Genomic DNA, 16,417 nt, shown 5'->3' with positions numbered 1-16,417 from the left:
TCACGCTAGGAGCGGGCACGTTGCATGAACGTTGCGAACCCCCGGGCCGGCCCTCAGGCCAGGTCGCGGTCGAGGCGCGCGAGCTGCCCGTCGACCAGCGAACGCATCGGCGACACCGCGCCGAGGGCATCGCGCTGCGCCACCCACATGTCGTAGTCGTCCGCGCCCCACCGAGAGCGCGTCCACGTCGACATCAGGTCGGGTTCCTTGCTCGCCAGCACCGTGGCACGCAGCGAGTGGTGCAGCTGGTCGCGAAGCCGGACCACGCCGGGCGCGGTCGACCGGGGAAGGATCGGGCCGCGATAGTCGCGCAGCGCTCGGCGTACGTCGCCCGCCGCCAGCTGCGCCTCGAGCGCCAGCCAGTCGCCGGCGACCCGGGCCCCGAGACGGTAGGGGCGGGAGGCGAGGAGGTCGTCGCCGAGGAGGTTGCGCAACCGGTTGAGCTCGGCGCGCAGGGTGGAGGACGCGCCGTCGTCCTCGTAGACCAGGACCGCGAGCTCGTCGCCGGAGAGCCCGTGCGGGGCCGAGGCGAGGAGGAGCAGGATCTCGCTATGGCGCGGGGAGAGCCGCAGCGAGTGGCGCGCGTCGATCGTGAGCAGCGCCTCGTGGCGTCCGAGCAGCTCGACCACGACCTGCGGACCGGCCTTGGACTCGACCGGCTGCGCGGCGCGCGTGAGCAGTTCACGCGCGAGCTCGGCCTCGGCCATCCGGGCCGCCGCCCGCACCATCGCCATCGTCTGCGGCACCGCGATGTCGTCGTTGCCGGTGATGTCGAGGACCCCGAGCAGGGTGCTGGACGTCGGATCGTGGATCGGCGATGCCGCACAGCTCCACTGCTGGACCGAGTGCCGGAAGTGCTCCGACCGCCGCACCTGGACAGGCTGGCCGAGGCGCAGGGCGAGACCCGGAGCGTTGGTGCCGGCCAGGCGCTCGTCCCAGTTCGAGCCCTCGACGAAGCCGATCTTCTCGGCCTGCCGCAGCGTCGACGGAGAGCCGCACACCCACAGGAGCTGGCCGGCCGCGTCGCTGACCGCCATGACCGCACCGCAGTCCCGCGCGGCCTGGCCGAGCACGTCGTCGAGCAGCGGGAAGACCTGGGCGAGCGGATGAGCCGCCCGGTGGTCACGCAGGTCGGACTCGGCCAGCGTGATCGGCGCCTCGACGCTCTCCACGTCCACGCCCGCCGCCGCCGACAGGTGCCAGGAATCTGCCACCTCTGCGCGCATGCCGTCGCGACCCATGGGTTCATTATTCACGCTCACCCCTCCGGAGCCCGCCCGGTTCCCCACCATCGCGCGCCGGAGGTTCGACGAGGTTGCACCGTGATTCATCGGCGACGAGAGAGGCGTACGTCGGGGCGCAACGCGTCGAAGGAACGCGCCCGGGCGGCGCCGAGCCAGACGCCGCTCCCGTAGGCCAGGTCGTCGAGCCGTCGCGCCAGCACGTAGCGGACGGGATCCAGGTCGGCCCCGACCCGTCGCCGGTCGACCAGTCCGTCGACCACCGCGGCCACGGCCAGTGCGCGCCGGGCGCGGCGTGACTGGGTGGCGGCCAGGGCCGCGAGCGGCCAGTAGTGGCGGGTCAACGCGGCGCCCGTCTGCCACAGCACGGTGACGCTGCCCTCCAGCGTCAGGATCGCCGCCGCGCGAACGGGACGCTCACTGCGGCCCAGCTGACGGGAGGTGCCGGCCGTCGCGACGGCAGCCGAGGCTAGCGCGACCGGGACGGACCAGCGGCGCTGGGCGAGGAGGGCGGCCGCGAACACGGCCGACCAGGGCGAGATGACGAGGGGCGCGACCGCCGAGCCGTGGCGCTGCGCCAGCGGTGCCGCCGACGTGCCGTAGAAGGCCTTGCGTCCGAGCCACTCCCCCAGCCGGGCGCGGTGCCGATGGCGGACGGTGGCCGCCGGCTCGTAGCGCACACCCGCGCCTGCGGCGAGCAGCCGCCAGACCAGGTCGACGTCCTCACCGCAGCGCAGCGCCTCGTCGAAGGGGCCGGACCCGAGCCGGGCGAGTACGGCGACGCGCGCGATCAGGCAGGCGCTCGGGAGGTAGGCAACGACGCCCTGCTGACGCACCGCTGCCGGCTCGGGGCCGAGGTCGAGGGAGGACCGCGCCTGTTCGTAGCGCTCCACCCAGCTGTCACCGGGGCGACGCTCGGGACCCAGCACCCGCGGCGCGACCATCGCCAGCGCTGGGTCGTCGAGATGCCGACGCAGCGTCGCCAGCCAGCCGGGGTCGGGGACGATGTCGGAGTCGCAGAAGGCGACGAAGGGCGTGGTCACGTGTCGCAGGCCGGAGTTGCGGGCGGCCGCCGGGCCGCGATTGACGTCGTGGACGACCAGCAAGGCGCCGTACGCACGAGCGACACGGGCGACGAGATCGGGATCGCGCGATCCGTCGTCGACCACCACGACCGGCACCGATGAGGGCAGCGCCTCGAGCAACGAGGTCAGGTCCGGCGCCCGGTCGCGCACCGGCACCACGACGGTCACGTCGAGGACGTCGCTGTCGGGCCCGGCCGGGTCCGGCCACCACGGCTCCGCGAAACCCCTGTCGAGGAGCGACCTGGCCAGCGTGGCGGCGTCGCTGGTGTGCGCACGCAGGACCGGGCCGCCGTCGAGCAGCTCGGCGGCGACGTCGCTGAGATAGAGCACCGAGCCGCGGCTGCCGCCCACCAGTGACCGGCCACCGTCACAGACCTTGGTCCGGGACGACAGACGGACCCCGAAGCCGTCCGGCAGGGTCACGATCTGACGCTGCTGCGCTCGGGACGCCGGAGTCGGCCGTCGTTGCCGACGTCCAGAACGGTCAGCTCACGATGCAGCCGGTTCACCAGCACGTCGAAGAGTCGCCGGCCCTCGTCCGGGGAGCTGCCGGTCGGGTCACCGAGGACGCCGTTGGGCGACACGGTGCGGACGCCGACGCTGCGCAGCCGCGGCATCAACTGGTCGATGGGCTCGGTGGCCCCGGCCTCGGCGAGGTCCATGCGCACGGTCCACGGCGCCAGGTTGCGCAGCATTGAGGTCTCCGTGCGGCCGGCGTGCGCGTCGCCGCCCAGCACCCCGAACCCTGTCCAGGCGGCGGGGCGGCCCTCGTCGCGCAGGGTGGTCACGGCGCTCACCACCGTGGGCACATTGCCGCCGTGACCGTTGACGAACACCAACCCCTTGGCCCACCGGCAGGCCGATCGGCCGAGCTCGACCAGCAGCAGATGGAGCGCCTCGTGGCCGATCGAGATGGTCCCCGGGAAGTCCTCGTGCTCGCCGCTGGCGCCATACGCAAGAGCGGGCGCCACCAGCACGCGCACACCAGCAGCATCCAGTCGTACGGCGACCTCCCGGGTCGCTGCACACGCCAGCATCGAGTCCGTCGCCAGCGGGAGGTGCGGGCCGTGCTGCTCGAGCGATCCGATGGGTACGAGCACCAGGGGCGGGTCGCCCTCGATCGTTGGCCAGCGCGCCCCGCCGAGGCCGAGGCGTCGACTGGGCTCGCCGGCCGAGCTCGCACCCATCTCAGACCATCCCTGCGACCGGACTCTCGTCGCACGCGCTCGTCGGTCGCGTCCGGGTCGCCCCGAGCGTGAGTCCGACGGGTGCGTTGCGCACCGTGCCTGTGTGGGAGTGGTCCTGACTGGAGCCCGGGAGCGCGCCGCGGTCCAGGCTCGCCAACGCCTCCTCGGCGTTGCCCTTGACGCACTCCGGGTCCGGACCGTCCAACGGCAGCCCGGTGAAGAACTTGGCCGCCATGCAGCCACCGCGGCAGTTGTCGTAGGCCGAGCACTTCGCGCAGGCACCGCCGGTCTGCGGGCTGCGCAGCTCCTCGAACAACGGCGCGTGCTTCCAGACGTGGTCGAAGCCGAGGCCACGGATGTTGCCGGCCTTGAACCTGTCGTGGATCGCGAACGGGCACGCATAGACGTCCCCGACCGGGTCCACCAGGCAGACCACGCGGCCGGCGCCACACAGGTTGAGGCCGGGCAACGGATCGCCGTACGCCGCAAGGTGGAAGAACGAGTCACCGGTGAGCACCTTCTCGCCGTTGGCGACGAGCCAGTCGTAGAGCTGGCGCTGCTGGTGCGGCAGCGGGTGCAGCTCGTCCCACACGTCGGCACCGCGACCCGACGGTCGCAGCCGCGTCAGCCGCAGTTGGGCGCCGAAGCTGTCCGCGATCGCCTTGAACTCGTCGAGCTGGTCGATGTTGTGACGCGTGCACACCACCGAGATCTTGAAGTCCTGCATGCCGGCTGCCTGGAGATTGGCGAGCGCCTTCATGGCGGCGTCGTAGGTGCCCTGGCCGCGGACCGCGTCATTGACCTCGGCGGTCGCGCCGTCGAGCGAGATCTGTACGTCGATGTAGTCCGTGGCCGCGAGCTTCTCGGCCCGCTCCTTGGTGATCCGGAAGCCGTTGGTCGAGAATTTCACCCCGACGTGGTGCTCGACCGCGTAGTCGAGGAGCTCCCAGAAGTCGGGACGCACCGTGGGCTCTCCGCCGCCGATGTTGACGTAGAAGATCTGCATCCGCTCGAACTCGCGGATGAGGGCCTTGGCCTCCTCCGTGTCCAGCTCGTCGGGGTCGCGGCGACCCGAGGACGACAGGCAGTGCAGGCACGCAAGGTTGCAGGCGTAGGTGAGCTCCCAGGTGAGGCAGATCGGGGCGTCGAGGCCGAGCTCGAACTGGTCGATGAGGCGACCGACGGCGGGCGGCGGGGTCTCGGTCAATGTCGCGGTCATGGTGCGCTCCTGATCAGTACGCCGTTGGCGGCGAGCCCGTCGAGGGCCTTGAGGTAGCCGGCGCGCTCCCCCTCGCCCACTCCCGCAGACTCCAGCGCGTGACCGACGTCTGTCGTCCCGTCGAGGCGGCGGACGACGTCGAGCAGGCGCAGGGTCTTGAGGAAGCTGAGGCGTCGGGTCGAGAAGTCGTAGACCAACGCCCCGAAGGGCTCCGGTCGCAACTCCACCGACGGACTCAGCTGCCAGGCTTCGCCGTCGATCATCAGTAGACGCCGCACATGCCGTCGATGGAGACCTCCTCGACCAGCTCGTCCTCGGCGAGGGCGGCGGTCTTGGTCTCGGGAGTGGGGTCCTGGTTCGGGTCGGTCATGGCGATACCTCCGGGTCGAGATGGCTGGTGGGTCGCTTTCCACGCTAGGAAGCACGCCGTGGCGGCGCACCCCTCACTCAGCGGGCCGGACCTGCCCTGATGGTCAGGTCGACTCCTGACCCACCGACCCGTATGCGGATCCTCGTCTGGCCGCGGCCCCGTGGCGGACCTAGCGTCCGGAGCAGTCAGATATCCGTCTCCAGGAGGTCATCCGTGCAGGTCGACGAACTGCTCAAACCGTTCCCCATCAAGGAGTTCCACCCGTTCCCTCGGGCCCTGATGGGACCCGGCGCGCACGAGATGATCGGGCCGGAGGCACTCAAGCTCGGCTTCCGCAAGACGCTCGTCATGACGTCGGGCCTGCGCGGCACCGACATCGTGCACAAGATCGTGGAGTCGATGAAGTACCACGGCCTGGAGGTCGTGGTCTACGACAAGGTCGAGTCCAACCCGAAAGACTACAACGTCATGGACTCCGTGGCGATGTATCAGGAGAACGAGTGCGACTCGTTCGTCTCCATCGGCGGCGGCTCCTCGCACGATGCCTGCAAGGGCGCTCGTGTCTCGGTGGCCCATGACGGTCGCAACGTCAACGAGTTCGAGGGCTTCAACATGTCCGAGAACCCGAAGAACCCGCCGCACATCGCGGTCTCCACCACGGCCGGCACCGGCTCGGAGACCTCGTGGGCCTACGTCATCACCGACACCACGACCGACCCGGACAACCCGCACAAGTACGTCGCCTTCGACGACGCGTCAGTCACCTCCCTGGCGATCGACGACCCGGTGCTCTACTTCGACTGCCCGGTCGACTACACCGCCCAGTGCGGCTTCGACGTGCTCGCGCACGCCAGCGAGCCGTACGTCTCCCGCATCAACTTCCAGCCGTCGCTCGGCAACGCACTGCACGCCATCAAACTGACGTCGGAGCACCTCCGGGCAGCGGTGTGGAACGGCCAGGACCTCGCCGGACGCGAGGGCATGATGTACGCGCAGTACATCGCCGCCCAGGCGTTCAACTCCGGTGGTCTCGGCATCATCCACTCGACGTCGCACGCGATCAGCGCGTTCTACGACACGCACCACGGCCTGAACAACGCCATCGCGCTGCCGCGTGTGTGGGCGTTCAACATGTCGGCGGCGTACGGCCGCTTCGCCGACATCGCCGAGGCGATGGGCGTCGACACCCGCGGCATGACCAAGCCGCAGGCAGCCGATGCGGCGCTCGCCGCCTCGATCCGGCTGCTGCGCGACGTGGGCATCCCGGAGAAGTTCACCGACATCACCGCCGACAGCTACTCGAAGAACCGGCTGGGCCAGGGCCCGACGAAGTTCTACGAGAACGCCAAGGTGATCACCGGTGACAAGGAGGACGTGGACCGCATCACCAACCACGTCCTCGGCGACGCCTGCACCCCGGGCAACGCCAAGGAGTGCACCTTCGAGACGGTTCGCCCCGTCATCGAGCACTGCATGAACGGTGACCTGGACGACCTCCTTTCCTGAGGCCGGGTTCGCCCCTGTACGCCGGACCGGGCAGCGATCGCCGTGCTGCCCGGTCCGGACCCCATCCCCACCACGTTCGAGGGAGCGCCAAGTGAACACGGATCCGCGCAATGCTGCCGGCGAAGGCGAGTTCGACGACGTCGCCCATGCCCTCGAGCGCTTCCGCGAAGCCGGCTACCTCGCCGACGACCGTCTCGCCACGACGGTGTTCCTCCAGACCCGCCTGGGCAAGCCGGTCCTCCTCGAGGGCCCGGCCGGCGTGGGCAAGACCCAGTTCGCGACCAGCCTCGCCGCCGTCACCGGCCGGCGGCTGATCCGGCTGCAGTGCTACGAGGGCCAGGACGAGACCAAGGCCCTCTACGAGTGGGACTACGGCAAGCAGATGCTCTACACCCAGATCCTGCGCGAGAAGATCGGCCAGGTCGTCGAGGACGCCGCCGACCTCAACGAGGCGGTCGAGCGGATCGCCAAGCAGGACAGCGTCTTCTTCTCGGAGCGCTTCCTCGCTCCCCGACCGTTGCTGGAAGCGATCGACTCCGACGAACCCGTCGTGCTGCTGATCGACGAGGTCGACCGCGCCGACGAGGCCCTCGAGGCCGTGCTGCTCGAACTGTTGTCGGAGTTCCAGATCTCTATCCCCGAGGTCGGCACGGTGAAGGCCGAGCAACTGCCGTACGTCGTGCTCACCTCCAACAACACCCGCGACCTGTCCGCCGCACTCAAGCGCCGCTGCCTCCACCTCTTCCTCGACTACCCCGAGGCGCAGCGCGAGCTGGAGATCATCAACTCCAAGGACACCGGGCTCAGTGAGGCGCTGGCCGTCCGCCTCATCGAGATCGTCCGAGGTCTGCGCGCGCTCGAGCTCCGCAAGGCACCGAGCATCTCCGAGACCATCGACTGGGCCCGCACGCTGGCCGTGCTCGGGGTCAGCGAGCTGAGTGCCGACGTGCTGTCACAGACCCTCAACGTGGTGGTGAAGTACGAACGTGACCTGAAGAAGGCGCTGGCCGCGATCCCCACCTTGGTCGACCCGAATGCGAAGGTGCCGTCCAAGAACGACCACGGACACGGACACGACCACGGACACGGACACGGCCACGGACACGGACACGGCGCGGACGGCGACCACAGTCACGACGACGGTGACGCCGAGGTGGACGGCAAGGAGGTCCGCGCCGCCAAGGACAGGCCCGGACGCCACGGTGACAACTACGGCGGTCCCGGGAAGTCCGACGAGGCACCCGCGGTCAAGACGGTCACGGCCAGCCAGGGCGAGCGCTCGTTCGCTGCGCGCTCTGCCCGCAAGCGTCCGGTCTGATCCGATGGAGGGGGCAGTCCATCGCTTCATCAGGTTCCTCCGCCTCAACGGGGTGCGGGTGAGCACGGCGGAGGCGATCGACGCGATGCACGCCGTCGCTCAGGCCGGCGTGCTCGGTGAGCGCGAGGTGCTTCGATCGGCGCTCATGGTCAGTCTGATCAAGGACCGTCGCGACCTGGACACCTTCGATCGCGTCTTCGACCTGTTCTTCGGGCTGCGAGCGGTCTTCGAGGACGAGGTCGGCCACGGCCACAGCCACGACGACCTGACCGATGACGGCGAGCTCGAGCAGTTCACGCTCTCCGACGAGCCCGGCGACATCCCCGAGGACGGTCACTCGCACGGCAAGCCGGACGACATCAAGGAGTTCTTCAAGCCGGAGGACATGGCGCAGCAGTACAACCTCCACCAGGAGGCGAACAAGATCGACATCGCTGCCCTAACCGACGAGATCGTGCTCTCCAACGACACCGAGGGCAGTGCCGGCGAGGCCGCGCGCGTGCAGATCTCCACGCACCGGATGCACAACCCGGGCTCCCCCGGCGACCTCATCCGCAGCCCTGGCATGGAGCTCGACGTCGAGCTCACCGTGGCCCAGGAGATGGCACTGCTCAGCTGGCTCGAGGACGCCCTGCCCGATGTCGACGAGGATCGCGGTGCGACGCTCGAAGCCCTGCGCGCGGCACTCGCACCCTTCCTCGCCGGGTTGCCCGAGCGCTTGAAGCAGCACCTCGAGAAGCTGATGGCGGTCGAGCACGAGATCGAGAAGCGCGAGATCCGGGCAGCCCAGACCGAGCGGATCCACGAGCACGAGCGGGCCGAGCTGGAAGAGGCCCTGCGCCGCTTGCTGAGGTCGCTGCGTGGCGCGCCGCGTCCGCGTCGCAAGGCCGCCGCGCGTGGCGTCGTCGACGGCGCCCGCACCATGCGCGCCAACATGAAGTACGACGGCGTCCCGTTCCGACCGGTCACCGTCAGCAAGGTCGAGGACCGGCCCAAGCTGCTGGTGCTCTGCGACGTCTCGCTCTCGGTGCGCTCGGCGGCGCGCTTCACCCTGCAGCTCGTGCACAGCCTGCAGTCGCTGGCCTCGTCGGTGCGCACCTTCGCGTTCGTCAAGGACCTCGTGGAGATCACCGACCTGTTCGCCGAGCACCACCCCGAGGAGGCGCTCTCGCTCGTGATGTCCGGACTGCCGGCCGGTGGTGTGCTCGACGTCGATGCCGACTCCGACTACGGATCCGCGTTCGAGGACTTCCTGGAGCAGTTCGGCTCCGCCGTCACCCGCCGTACGACCGTGATCGTCCTCGGCGACGGCCGGGGCAACGGCAACGACCCGCGACTGTCGGTCTTCGAGGAGATCACGCGGCGGGCCCGCGAGACCGTCTGGCTCACCCCGGAACCGCGCTATTCGTGGGGACTGGGTCGCTGCGATCTCCCCGCCTATGCGGAGTACTGCAGCCGCGTCCAGGTGGTGCGCAACCTGACCGGTCTCGACCGGGTCACCATGTCGATGTCCGAGGTCGGCTGATGACCGAGGCCGCGACCTCGGCCCCCATCGACCCGCTCCAGGCCTGCCTCGACGGGGCCTATGTCGACGAGGTCGTGGAGGTGCGTGCGCAGGGTCCGGTGCCGCCACGACGCGCGCTGCACACGATCCGCACCGAGCACTTCGACGTGCACAACGACCGAGACCTGCTCCACGTCGGCCACCGGGTGCCGCCCGAGCTGGTCGACGACGACCTCGCCGGGCTGCTCGCCGATGAGCTCTTCGGTCCGGGCTGGCTGCGTGGGCCCGAGGTCTTCGAGCGGATCTTCACCGGCATCGTGCGCACGTCGCGGTCCGGGGCACTGGACAGCTGGGAGCTCTTCTACCGCAACTCGATGGCGCGCATCGAGCAGCGCATCGACGACCACACCGGGGTGGCGCAGGGCTCAGATCGGCACGGCACCATCGCCAACTACGCACCCGTCTACGCCCGGGCGGAGCAGCTGCTCGCTCCCGGCAGCGTGCTCGAGCTGGGCTGCTGCTTCGGCTTTCTCTCGCTCCGCATCGCGGCCAGCGGTCGGCGCACGACAGCCAGCGACCTCTCCCCCGGCACCAGCCGGCTGCTCGCCGGGGTGGCGCCGCGCCTCGGCATCTCCTTGACCACGGTCGCGGCCGATGCCGGGCACTTCCCCGGTCCTGACGCGAGTGCCGACACGGTGCTGGCCATCCACCTCCTCGAGCACCTCGACGCCGGGCACGGCGACCGAGTGGTCGCCGAGGCGGTGCGCCTGGCGGCGCGGCGGGTCGTCATCGCCGTACCCCTCGAGGACGAGGCGGACGAGACGTGGGGCCACGTCCGCACGATCAGCCTCGACGACCTGACAGCGTGGGGCCGCGCGACCGGGCTACCGTTCGAGGTGAACGAGCATCACGGCGGCTGGCTGGTGATCGACAAGCGTTAGATCAGGCCGAGCTTGGTCGCTTCGTAGACGGCCTCGGCGCGCCGGGAGACGCCCAGCTTGCGCAGGATGTTGCCGACGTGGAACTTCGCGGTCGTCTCGGAGATGTACAGCTTGACGCCGATGTCGCGGTTGGAGAGCCCGCGCGCCAGCAGCCGCAGCACCTCGCGCTCGCGGGCGGTGAGCTGCTGGGACTCCTCGGGGTCCGGGGTGTTGAGCCCGCGCACCATCGCGGCCGCCGACCGCGCGTCGAAGGCACTCTCACCACGGCTGATGTCGCGGATCGCCCGGACCAGCCCGGAGGTGTCGACGTCCTTGAGGACGTAGCCGCGCGCGCCAGCGCGGATGGCCTTGAGCACCAGCTGCTCGTCGAGGAAGGTGGTCAGCACCAGCACCCCGATGTCGGGGTGGCGGCTCGTGAGCTCGGCGCACAGCTCGAGCCCCTCGGTGTCGGACGCGGTCGACAACTTGAGGTCGAGCAGCACGATGTGCGGCGCGGAGCGGCCGATCACGGTGAGCGCCTCGTCGGGGGTGGATGCCTCGGCGACCACGATCAGGTCGCGCTCCCGCTCGAGGATCGAGCGCAGGCCCTGGCGAACGATGGCGTGGTCGTCGACGAGCATGATCCGCACCGTTTCCACGTCATGGCCGTGCTGGGGTGGTGTCAGCGTCGTCACGAGCTGTCCTTTGTTCGGTGGGCCTTCAGTGCGGCGGGTTGCCGCTTCCCGGTCGCGACCAGCTGGTCGATGATGCCCGGCCGGTCGGGCGGTGTGAGCGGGAGCGGGATGCGCATCTCGACGCGGACTCCGCCGATGCGAGCACGACGGAAGGCGACGCTGCCGCCCAGCTCGACCAGCCGGCTCTCGATGTTGGCGAGGCCGCGGTGCGACCCGTCGCCGGAGCGACCGCGCTCCAGGCGCAGCAGCCGGCTCAGCTCCTTGGGGTCGCCCTGCCCGTCGTCCGCGACCGACACCAGCACCTGGTCTGGCCGGTAGCGCAGCCGCACCACGGCCCGCTCCGCCTTCGCGTGTACGGCGACGTTGAACATCGCCTCGCCGACAGCCCTGGCCACCTCGTGCCCGGCCTCGGCCGGCAGCAGCACGGCCTCGCCCTCGACCCGGACCTGGACCACGAGCTGGGGCCGGTGGTGGGCGGCCACCTCGCGCAGCAGCTCGGGCAGCTCGACCACGGTGTCGCTCGGGGTGCGGTGCAGGGCATAGATCGCACGCCGCAGCTGGTCGACCGCCTGCTGGGAGAGTTCCTTGGCCGTCCCGAGTCGATGGGAGATGCCGGCCCCGGGTTCACCCAGGGACTCCGCCTCGCCGCGCGCCACTTCGACGGCCATACCGGCCGAGAGGACGTACTGCGCCACGGAGTCGTGCAGCTCACGAGCGATCCGGTGCCGCTCCGTGTCGATGAGCTCGCGCTGGTGCGCCAGCACCAGTCGGTCCTCAGCGAGCCGGAGCTCGGAGGTACGCACCTCGAGGTCGCGCTCGTGTGCGCGAGCCTCGTCGTGCAGGAGCTGCGCTCGACGGTGCAGGGCCATGCTGGCCTGGTACTGCTCCGAGGTGTGCAGCGAGACCGCCGCCTGGTTGGCGAGGATGCGAAGCACCGACAGGTCGCCGGGTTCGGGGTCGACGGCCAGCTGGTGGAGGCCCACGAGACAGCCGATCGGCCGACCCTCGAGCGTCATCGGCACGCGCACCCATCGGCCGTCGTCGTTGCTGCGCACCGCGTGCCCGGCCCGGATGGCACCCAGCTCACGCTGCACCATCGGCGGCAGGCCGGAGTCGTCGGCGGTCGGCTGCCCGTGGGGACCGTCGGCCGGACCCAGGACCAGGAACCGGGGCCGGGCGCCCCTGAGGTGCCCGTCGGACAGCGCCAACAGGGTCCACTCGGCCTGCAGGTGCTCGGCTGCCGCCCGCACCACTTCCTCGAGCAGCCCGCGAGGCCCCTCGTGGGTGCGCACCAGCGCCCGCGAGATCGAGTCCATCGCGCGTACGGCGCGCTGCATCCGCTCGTCGGAGTTGACGTAGGCGCGGTAGTAGGAGCCCTTGCCGGACCTGACCCCCGTGAGGGTGGCCAGGTCCGGTGGAGGCTGCTGTGGCCGCGTCGTCACGATGCGCCCCTCATCACAGGGCGTCCCTGAACAGCTGCTGGATCTCGGCCTCGGACGCCGTGCGCGGGTTGGTGGTCAGGCACGCGTCGTCGAGCGTGGTGTGCGCCATCGTGTCGATGTCGGTGTCGGACACCCCGAGCTCGCGCAGCCCGCGCGGAACGCCCACGTCGTCGGCGAGCCGCCGGACGTGCTGGGCGAGGAGCTCGGCGGCCTCCTCGCCGGGCATGCCGTCGGCGGCGATGCCGGCCGACCGGGCCAGGTCGACGAAGCGGTCAGGACTGGCACGGGCGTTGTAGCGGATCACGTGGGGCAGCAGGACACCGTTGACCACGCCGTGCGGCGCGTCCAGCAGCCCGCCGACCTGGTGGCTCATGGCGTGCGTGGCGCCGAGGATCGCATTGGTGAAGGCGAGGCCCGCTTGCAGGCTGGCCTGCGCCATCTTCGCCCGCGCCGTCATCTCGGCCGGCTCGGTGATCGTCGTGCGCAGGTTGCGGCAGACGAGGCCCACCGCGTTCAGCGCATGGGTGTCGGCGAGCGGGTTGTGCGCCAGCGACACGAAAGCCTCGATGCCGTGGGTGAGTGCATCGAGGCCCGTGGCGGCGTTGAGGTCCTCGGGCATGGTCGTGAGCAACCGCGGGTCCGTGATCGACACATCGGGTACCAGGGCTCGGCCCATGATGGTCAGCTTCACGTGCCTGTCGGTGTCGGTGACGATGCAGAACTGCGACACGTCGGCGCCAGTGCCGGAGGTCGTGGGGATCATCAGCAGCGGCGGGATGGGTCGCGTCACCTGGTCGACGCCGGCGTAGTCGCGGATGTCGCCGCCGTTGCCGGAGAGGATCGCGACGCCCTTGGCCGCATCGATGACCGAGCCGCCGCCGAGGGCGATGATGACGTCGCACTCGCTTTCGGCATACAACTCGTAGGCCCGGCGCACCTCGTGGTCCTTGGGGTTGGGCGTGACGTCGGTCCACAGCACCGGCGTGAGCCCCTCGGCCTTGAGCAGGGTGAGCAGCGTCGCCAGCCAGCCCGCCTCCACGATGCCGGGGTCCGTGACCAGGAACGGTCGACGTGCCCCCAGCCGGATGGCCGCGAACCCTGCCTCACCCAGTGAGTCGGCACCGAACACCACCTCCGGCGCGTGGAACTTCGCCAGGGCTGGAGGGGCCGGGGGGCGCGAAGGGGTCAGGGCAGACACCACAGGACCTCCTCACCCGGTTCGTTTCCACGGTAGCCCAGGGAAGCGAGCCGGGAACCCACTGGTGGGACGCCCTCACCCTAGGTGCCGGCCGGGCGACTTCCGCCCGTCACTGTGCGGGGGCCGCCCTGCCCGATCGGACAGGTACAACCAGATGCAAGCTCAGCCTCCCAGGTCGATGACCGAGCCGTTGAGCAGTCCGCCCGCCACGGAGCAGCAGTGCACGATCGTCGCGGCCACCTCCGCCGGCTCGTGCAGGCGTCGGGTGAGCTGGTCGCCGGCCAGGTCGGCCGGGTCCTCGAGCCCGTAGAGCCGGGCCGTCGCGTCGAGCATCGCGGTGCGAGTGGCTCCGGGTGAGACGGTCACCGCCGTGACGCCGGTCCCGACCAGGTCTGCCGCCAGGCCGCGCACCAGTCCGATCACTGCGTGCTTGGTCGCGGTGTAGCCGGCCAGGTGGAACAGCCCCCGGCTGCCCGCGGCGGAGGCGATCGCGACGAACCGGCAGCTCGCCGGGTCCGGGCCGGCCAGCATGTGGGGTACGGCGACGACGGCGGTGTTCCACACGCCGACCAGGTCGACCGCCCAGAGCGACTCGAGCTCGGCGGCCGTCGTCTCCCACGCGGGCCGACCGCCGGCCATCACGGCGGCGCTGGCCACGGCCACGTCCAGCCTTCCCCAGCGCTCCAGTGCGAGGTCGGCCGCCGCACCGAGTCCGTCGGGGTCCCGGACGTCGGCGACGTGCGTGATGATCGCGTCGCCGTACGACCCGAGCAGGTCGAGGTCGTCGCGCGTCGCCAACGGGTAGTCGACACCGGGCAATCCATGGTCCTCGCCGAGGCACGCATCGACCGCGACCACGCGGCAGCCGTCGTCGACGAGGGCGCGGACCGTGGCCGCGCCGATCCCCCGAGCAGCACCGGTGACGAGGGCGACGCGGGTCACGACCGCGGGACGCCCAAGGTGCGGGTGAAGCCGTCGGGGACGATCACGTCGTCGGGCGTGAGGTCGTGGATGGAGGAGTGGCCGAGCCCCAGCAGCGTGGAGTCGATGCCACCGCGCAGGATGTCGAGGACGTTCTCGACGCCCGGCTGGCCGCCGGCGGCGAGCCCCCAGAGGTAGGCGCGGCCGATCATCACGGCCTTGGCACCGAGGGCGACCGCCTTCACGACGTCGCTGCCCCGCCTGATCCCGGAGTCGAGCAGCACGTCGAGGTCGTCACCGACGGCGGCCGCGATCGACGGGAGCACCCGGATCGGGGCCGGGGTGCCGTCCAGGTTGTTGCCGCCGTGGTTGGAGACGGAGATGGCGGTGACCCCCGCGTCGCGGGCGCGAAGCGCGTCGTCGACGCGGCAGATCCCCTTGAGCATAAACGGCCCACCCCACTCCTCACGCAGCCAGGCCACGTCCTCCCAGGACGGCGGCGGGGTGGTCATCCATTCGCCGTACGCCCCGAAGAACGTCGGCGCCTCGCCACCGGGCTCGGCCAGGTTGGGCGCGCTCAGGTCGGGCAGGGCACCGGAGCGCAGGAAGTCGGCGAGCCACCGCGGGCGGCGCAGCACCTCGGGCGCGAACTTCGCCATCGCCTTGAGGTCGAGCTTCTCCGGGATCTGCGGGCTGCCCCAGTCGCGGCCGTGCGAGAAGGACCAGTCCAGCGTGGCGATCAGCCCGACCGCTCCCGCGTCGCGGGCCCGATTCATCCGACGGACCATCGCGTCGCGGTCGCCCATCCAATAGGTCTGGAAGAACGTCTGCGAGTTCGCCGCGATCACCTCGGTGAGCGGCTTGCTGGCGAATGAGCTCAGGCCCATCGCCGTACCCCGCGCCGCAGAGGCGCGCGCCACGGCAACCTCACCGTCGGGGTGCACGGCCTGCACCCCTGTCGGCGAGATGATCACCGGCATCGAGATGTCCTGGCCCATCACCCGGGTGGCGAGGTCACGCTTGGCCGAGAGTCCGGCCATGTGCGGCGCCAGGCCCAGCTCGCCGAACGCCCGCGTGTTGTCGTCGTAGGAGATTCCCCGCTCCGACCCGGCGAGCAGGGCGGAGTAGACCGACGACGGCAGCCTCTTCTTCGCCCGTCGTTGCGCCTCGTTCACTGTCTCGAACCACTGACCCATCGGATCCTCCTCGTGTCGTCGGTTCGACGCTAGGCGGCGTACACGGTGCTGATAACTGCCCGTCCGGAGGGGACGTGACCACCACACCGGCAGGCCGTTACAGCCCCGGACGCACGCGAGATCACACCGCGTGCGGACACCCAACTGCCATTCGTTGCCGTTAGGCGTGGCCACAAGGAGACCCATTGGCCTGCCGGGCGCCGCACACAACGACATCGAAGAGGTCGAGCGGCTCGCCCGGGTCAAGCTCAGTTGCGGCATCGAATTCGCCAACCCGCGATGAACGACAGGGGCTGCTGCACGATCAGGTGACAGGTTGGGTCACGCAGCCTGAGTGGCTGACGCGGTCATGATGGTCTCGAACTCGATGGGGGTCAATCGGCCGAGGGCGGCCTGTCGACGGCGGCGGTGGTAGGTCCTCTCGATCCAGGTCACGACCTCAATCCGGAGCTCCTCGCGAGTGGCCCAGGAGCGACGGTCGAGGACATTCCTCTGGAGCAAGCTGAAGAAGCTCTCCATGGCGGCGTTGTCGCCCGCGGCACCGACGCGACCCATCGATCCGACCATGCCGTGACGGTTGAGCGCGTGGACGAATTTGCGGCTGCGGAACTGACC

At 70.4% G+C, this 16,417-nt stretch carries 15 protein-coding genes and 1 pseudogene; 4 read left to right on the top strand and 12 right to left on the bottom strand.

Going from position 1 to position 16,417, the window contains the following annotated elements; all coding sequences use genetic code 11:
* Positions 1-53: 53 nt before the first annotated feature.
* The 6 genes from ACNKF0_RS22155 to mftA all read right to left on the bottom strand — a co-directional run bounded on the left by ACNKF0_RS22155 (position 54) and on the right by mftA (position 5,102).
* The gene (locus ACNKF0_RS22155) at positions 54-1,241 is read right to left on the bottom strand and encodes a GAF domain-containing protein (protein WP_224279312.1); all 1,188 of its coding nucleotides are present in this window, start codon (positions 1,239-1,241) and stop codon (positions 54-56) included.
* Between the two features lie 86 nt (positions 1,242-1,327).
* Positions 1,328-2,749: a mycofactocin biosynthesis glycosyltransferase MftF gene (mftF, locus tag ACNKF0_RS22150; protein ID WP_207083547.1), complete on the bottom strand. Its 1,422-nt coding sequence runs from the start codon at positions 2,747-2,749 to the stop codon at positions 1,328-1,330.
* Positions 2,746-3,513 (bottom strand): mycofactocin biosynthesis peptidyl-dipeptidase MftE, encoded by a 768-nt coding sequence (gene mftE / locus ACNKF0_RS22145; RefSeq protein WP_207083548.1) that lies wholly within the window; start codon positions 3,511-3,513, stop codon positions 2,746-2,748. Before mftE ends, mftF begins: the two co-directional genes overlap by 4 nt.
* A gap of 1 nt (position 3,514) precedes the next feature.
* Positions 3,515-4,732: a mycofactocin radical SAM maturase gene (gene mftC, locus ACNKF0_RS22140; RefSeq protein WP_416954897.1), complete on the bottom strand. Its 1,218-nt coding sequence runs from the start codon at positions 4,730-4,732 to the stop codon at positions 3,515-3,517.
* Positions 4,729-4,959, bottom strand: a complete 231-nt coding sequence (gene mftB / locus ACNKF0_RS22135) for a mycofactocin biosynthesis chaperone MftB (protein WP_416954896.1) — start codon at positions 4,957-4,959, stop codon at positions 4,729-4,731. The genes mftC and mftB overlap by 4 nt, the downstream gene beginning before the upstream one ends.
* Before the next feature lie 35 nt (positions 4,960-4,994).
* Entirely contained in the window at positions 4,995-5,102 is a 108-nt protein-coding gene (gene mftA / locus ACNKF0_RS22130) for a mycofactocin precursor MftA (RefSeq protein ID WP_207083551.1), read from the bottom strand.
* Between the two features lie 213 nt (positions 5,103-5,315).
* On the opposite strand from mftA, the gene mdo reads away from it, so the two are divergent.
* The 4 genes from mdo to mftM all read left to right on the top strand — a co-directional run bounded on the left by mdo (position 5,316) and on the right by mftM (position 10,371).
* Positions 5,316-6,608, top strand: coding sequence for an NDMA-dependent methanol dehydrogenase (mdo, locus tag ACNKF0_RS22125; RefSeq protein WP_207083552.1), 1,293 nt, complete (start codon positions 5,316-5,318; stop codon positions 6,606-6,608).
* A gap of 91 nt (positions 6,609-6,699) precedes the next feature.
* Positions 6,700-7,926, top strand: a complete 1,227-nt coding sequence (locus ACNKF0_RS22120; protein WP_416954895.1) for an AAA family ATPase — start codon at positions 6,700-6,702, stop codon at positions 7,924-7,926.
* Positions 7,927-7,984: 58 nt separating this feature from the next.
* Positions 7,985-9,451 carry a VWA domain-containing protein gene (locus tag ACNKF0_RS22115; RefSeq protein ID WP_242532627.1) on the top strand — a complete coding sequence of 489 codons (1,467 nt, stop codon included), beginning with the start codon at positions 7,985-7,987 and terminating at the stop codon, positions 9,449-9,451.
* Positions 9,451-10,371 carry a mycofactocin oligosaccharide methyltransferase MftM gene (gene mftM / locus ACNKF0_RS22110; RefSeq protein ID WP_207083554.1) on the top strand — a complete coding sequence of 307 codons (921 nt, stop codon included), beginning with the start codon at positions 9,451-9,453 and terminating at the stop codon, positions 10,369-10,371. The genes ACNKF0_RS22115 and mftM overlap by 1 nt, the downstream gene beginning before the upstream one ends.
* On the opposite strand, the gene ACNKF0_RS22105 is transcribed toward mftM, so the two are convergent.
* The 6 genes and pseudogenes from ACNKF0_RS22105 to ACNKF0_RS22080 form a co-directional block, all read right to left on the bottom strand.
* Entirely contained in the window at positions 10,368-10,991 is a 624-nt protein-coding gene (locus ACNKF0_RS22105; RefSeq protein ID WP_207085326.1) for a MadR family response regulator transcription factor, read from the bottom strand. The two genes, mftM and ACNKF0_RS22105, sit on opposite strands and share 4 nt — an antisense overlap.
* A gap of 50 nt (positions 10,992-11,041) precedes the next feature.
* The gene (locus ACNKF0_RS22100; protein WP_416954894.1) at positions 11,042-12,487 is read right to left on the bottom strand and encodes a MadS family sensor histidine kinase; all 1,446 of its coding nucleotides are present in this window, start codon (positions 12,485-12,487) and stop codon (positions 11,042-11,044) included.
* Positions 12,488-12,500: 13 nt separating this feature from the next.
* A complete protein-coding gene (locus ACNKF0_RS22095) occupies positions 12,501-13,685 on the bottom strand; it encodes an iron-containing alcohol dehydrogenase (RefSeq protein ID WP_299927083.1) in 1,185 nt (394 codons plus the stop codon).
* 162 nt (positions 13,686-13,847) lie between these two features.
* On the bottom strand, positions 13,848-14,627 hold the full coding sequence (locus ACNKF0_RS22090; RefSeq protein WP_299927079.1) for a mycofactocin-coupled SDR family oxidoreductase: 780 nt from the start codon (positions 14,625-14,627) through the stop codon (positions 13,848-13,850).
* Entirely contained in the window at positions 14,624-15,802 is a 1,179-nt protein-coding gene (mftD, locus tag ACNKF0_RS22085; protein WP_207083557.1) for a pre-mycofactocin synthase MftD, read from the bottom strand. Before mftD ends, ACNKF0_RS22090 begins: the two co-directional genes overlap by 4 nt.
* 321 nt (positions 15,803-16,123) lie before the next feature.
* Positions 16,124-16,414: pseudogene (locus tag ACNKF0_RS22080) on the bottom strand (integrase core domain-containing protein); the annotation flags it as partial.
* Between the last annotated feature and the right edge of the window lie 3 nt (positions 16,415-16,417).

Origin of the sequence: Nocardioides sp. T5, from assembly GCF_048161455.1 — a bacterium.
In the GTDB taxonomy this organism is placed as follows: domain Bacteria; phylum Actinomycetota; class Actinomycetes; order Propionibacteriales; family Nocardioidaceae; genus Nocardioides.
Note: the sequence above shows the minus strand (reverse complement) of the source record. Positions and strands in the feature narration are given on the sequence as shown.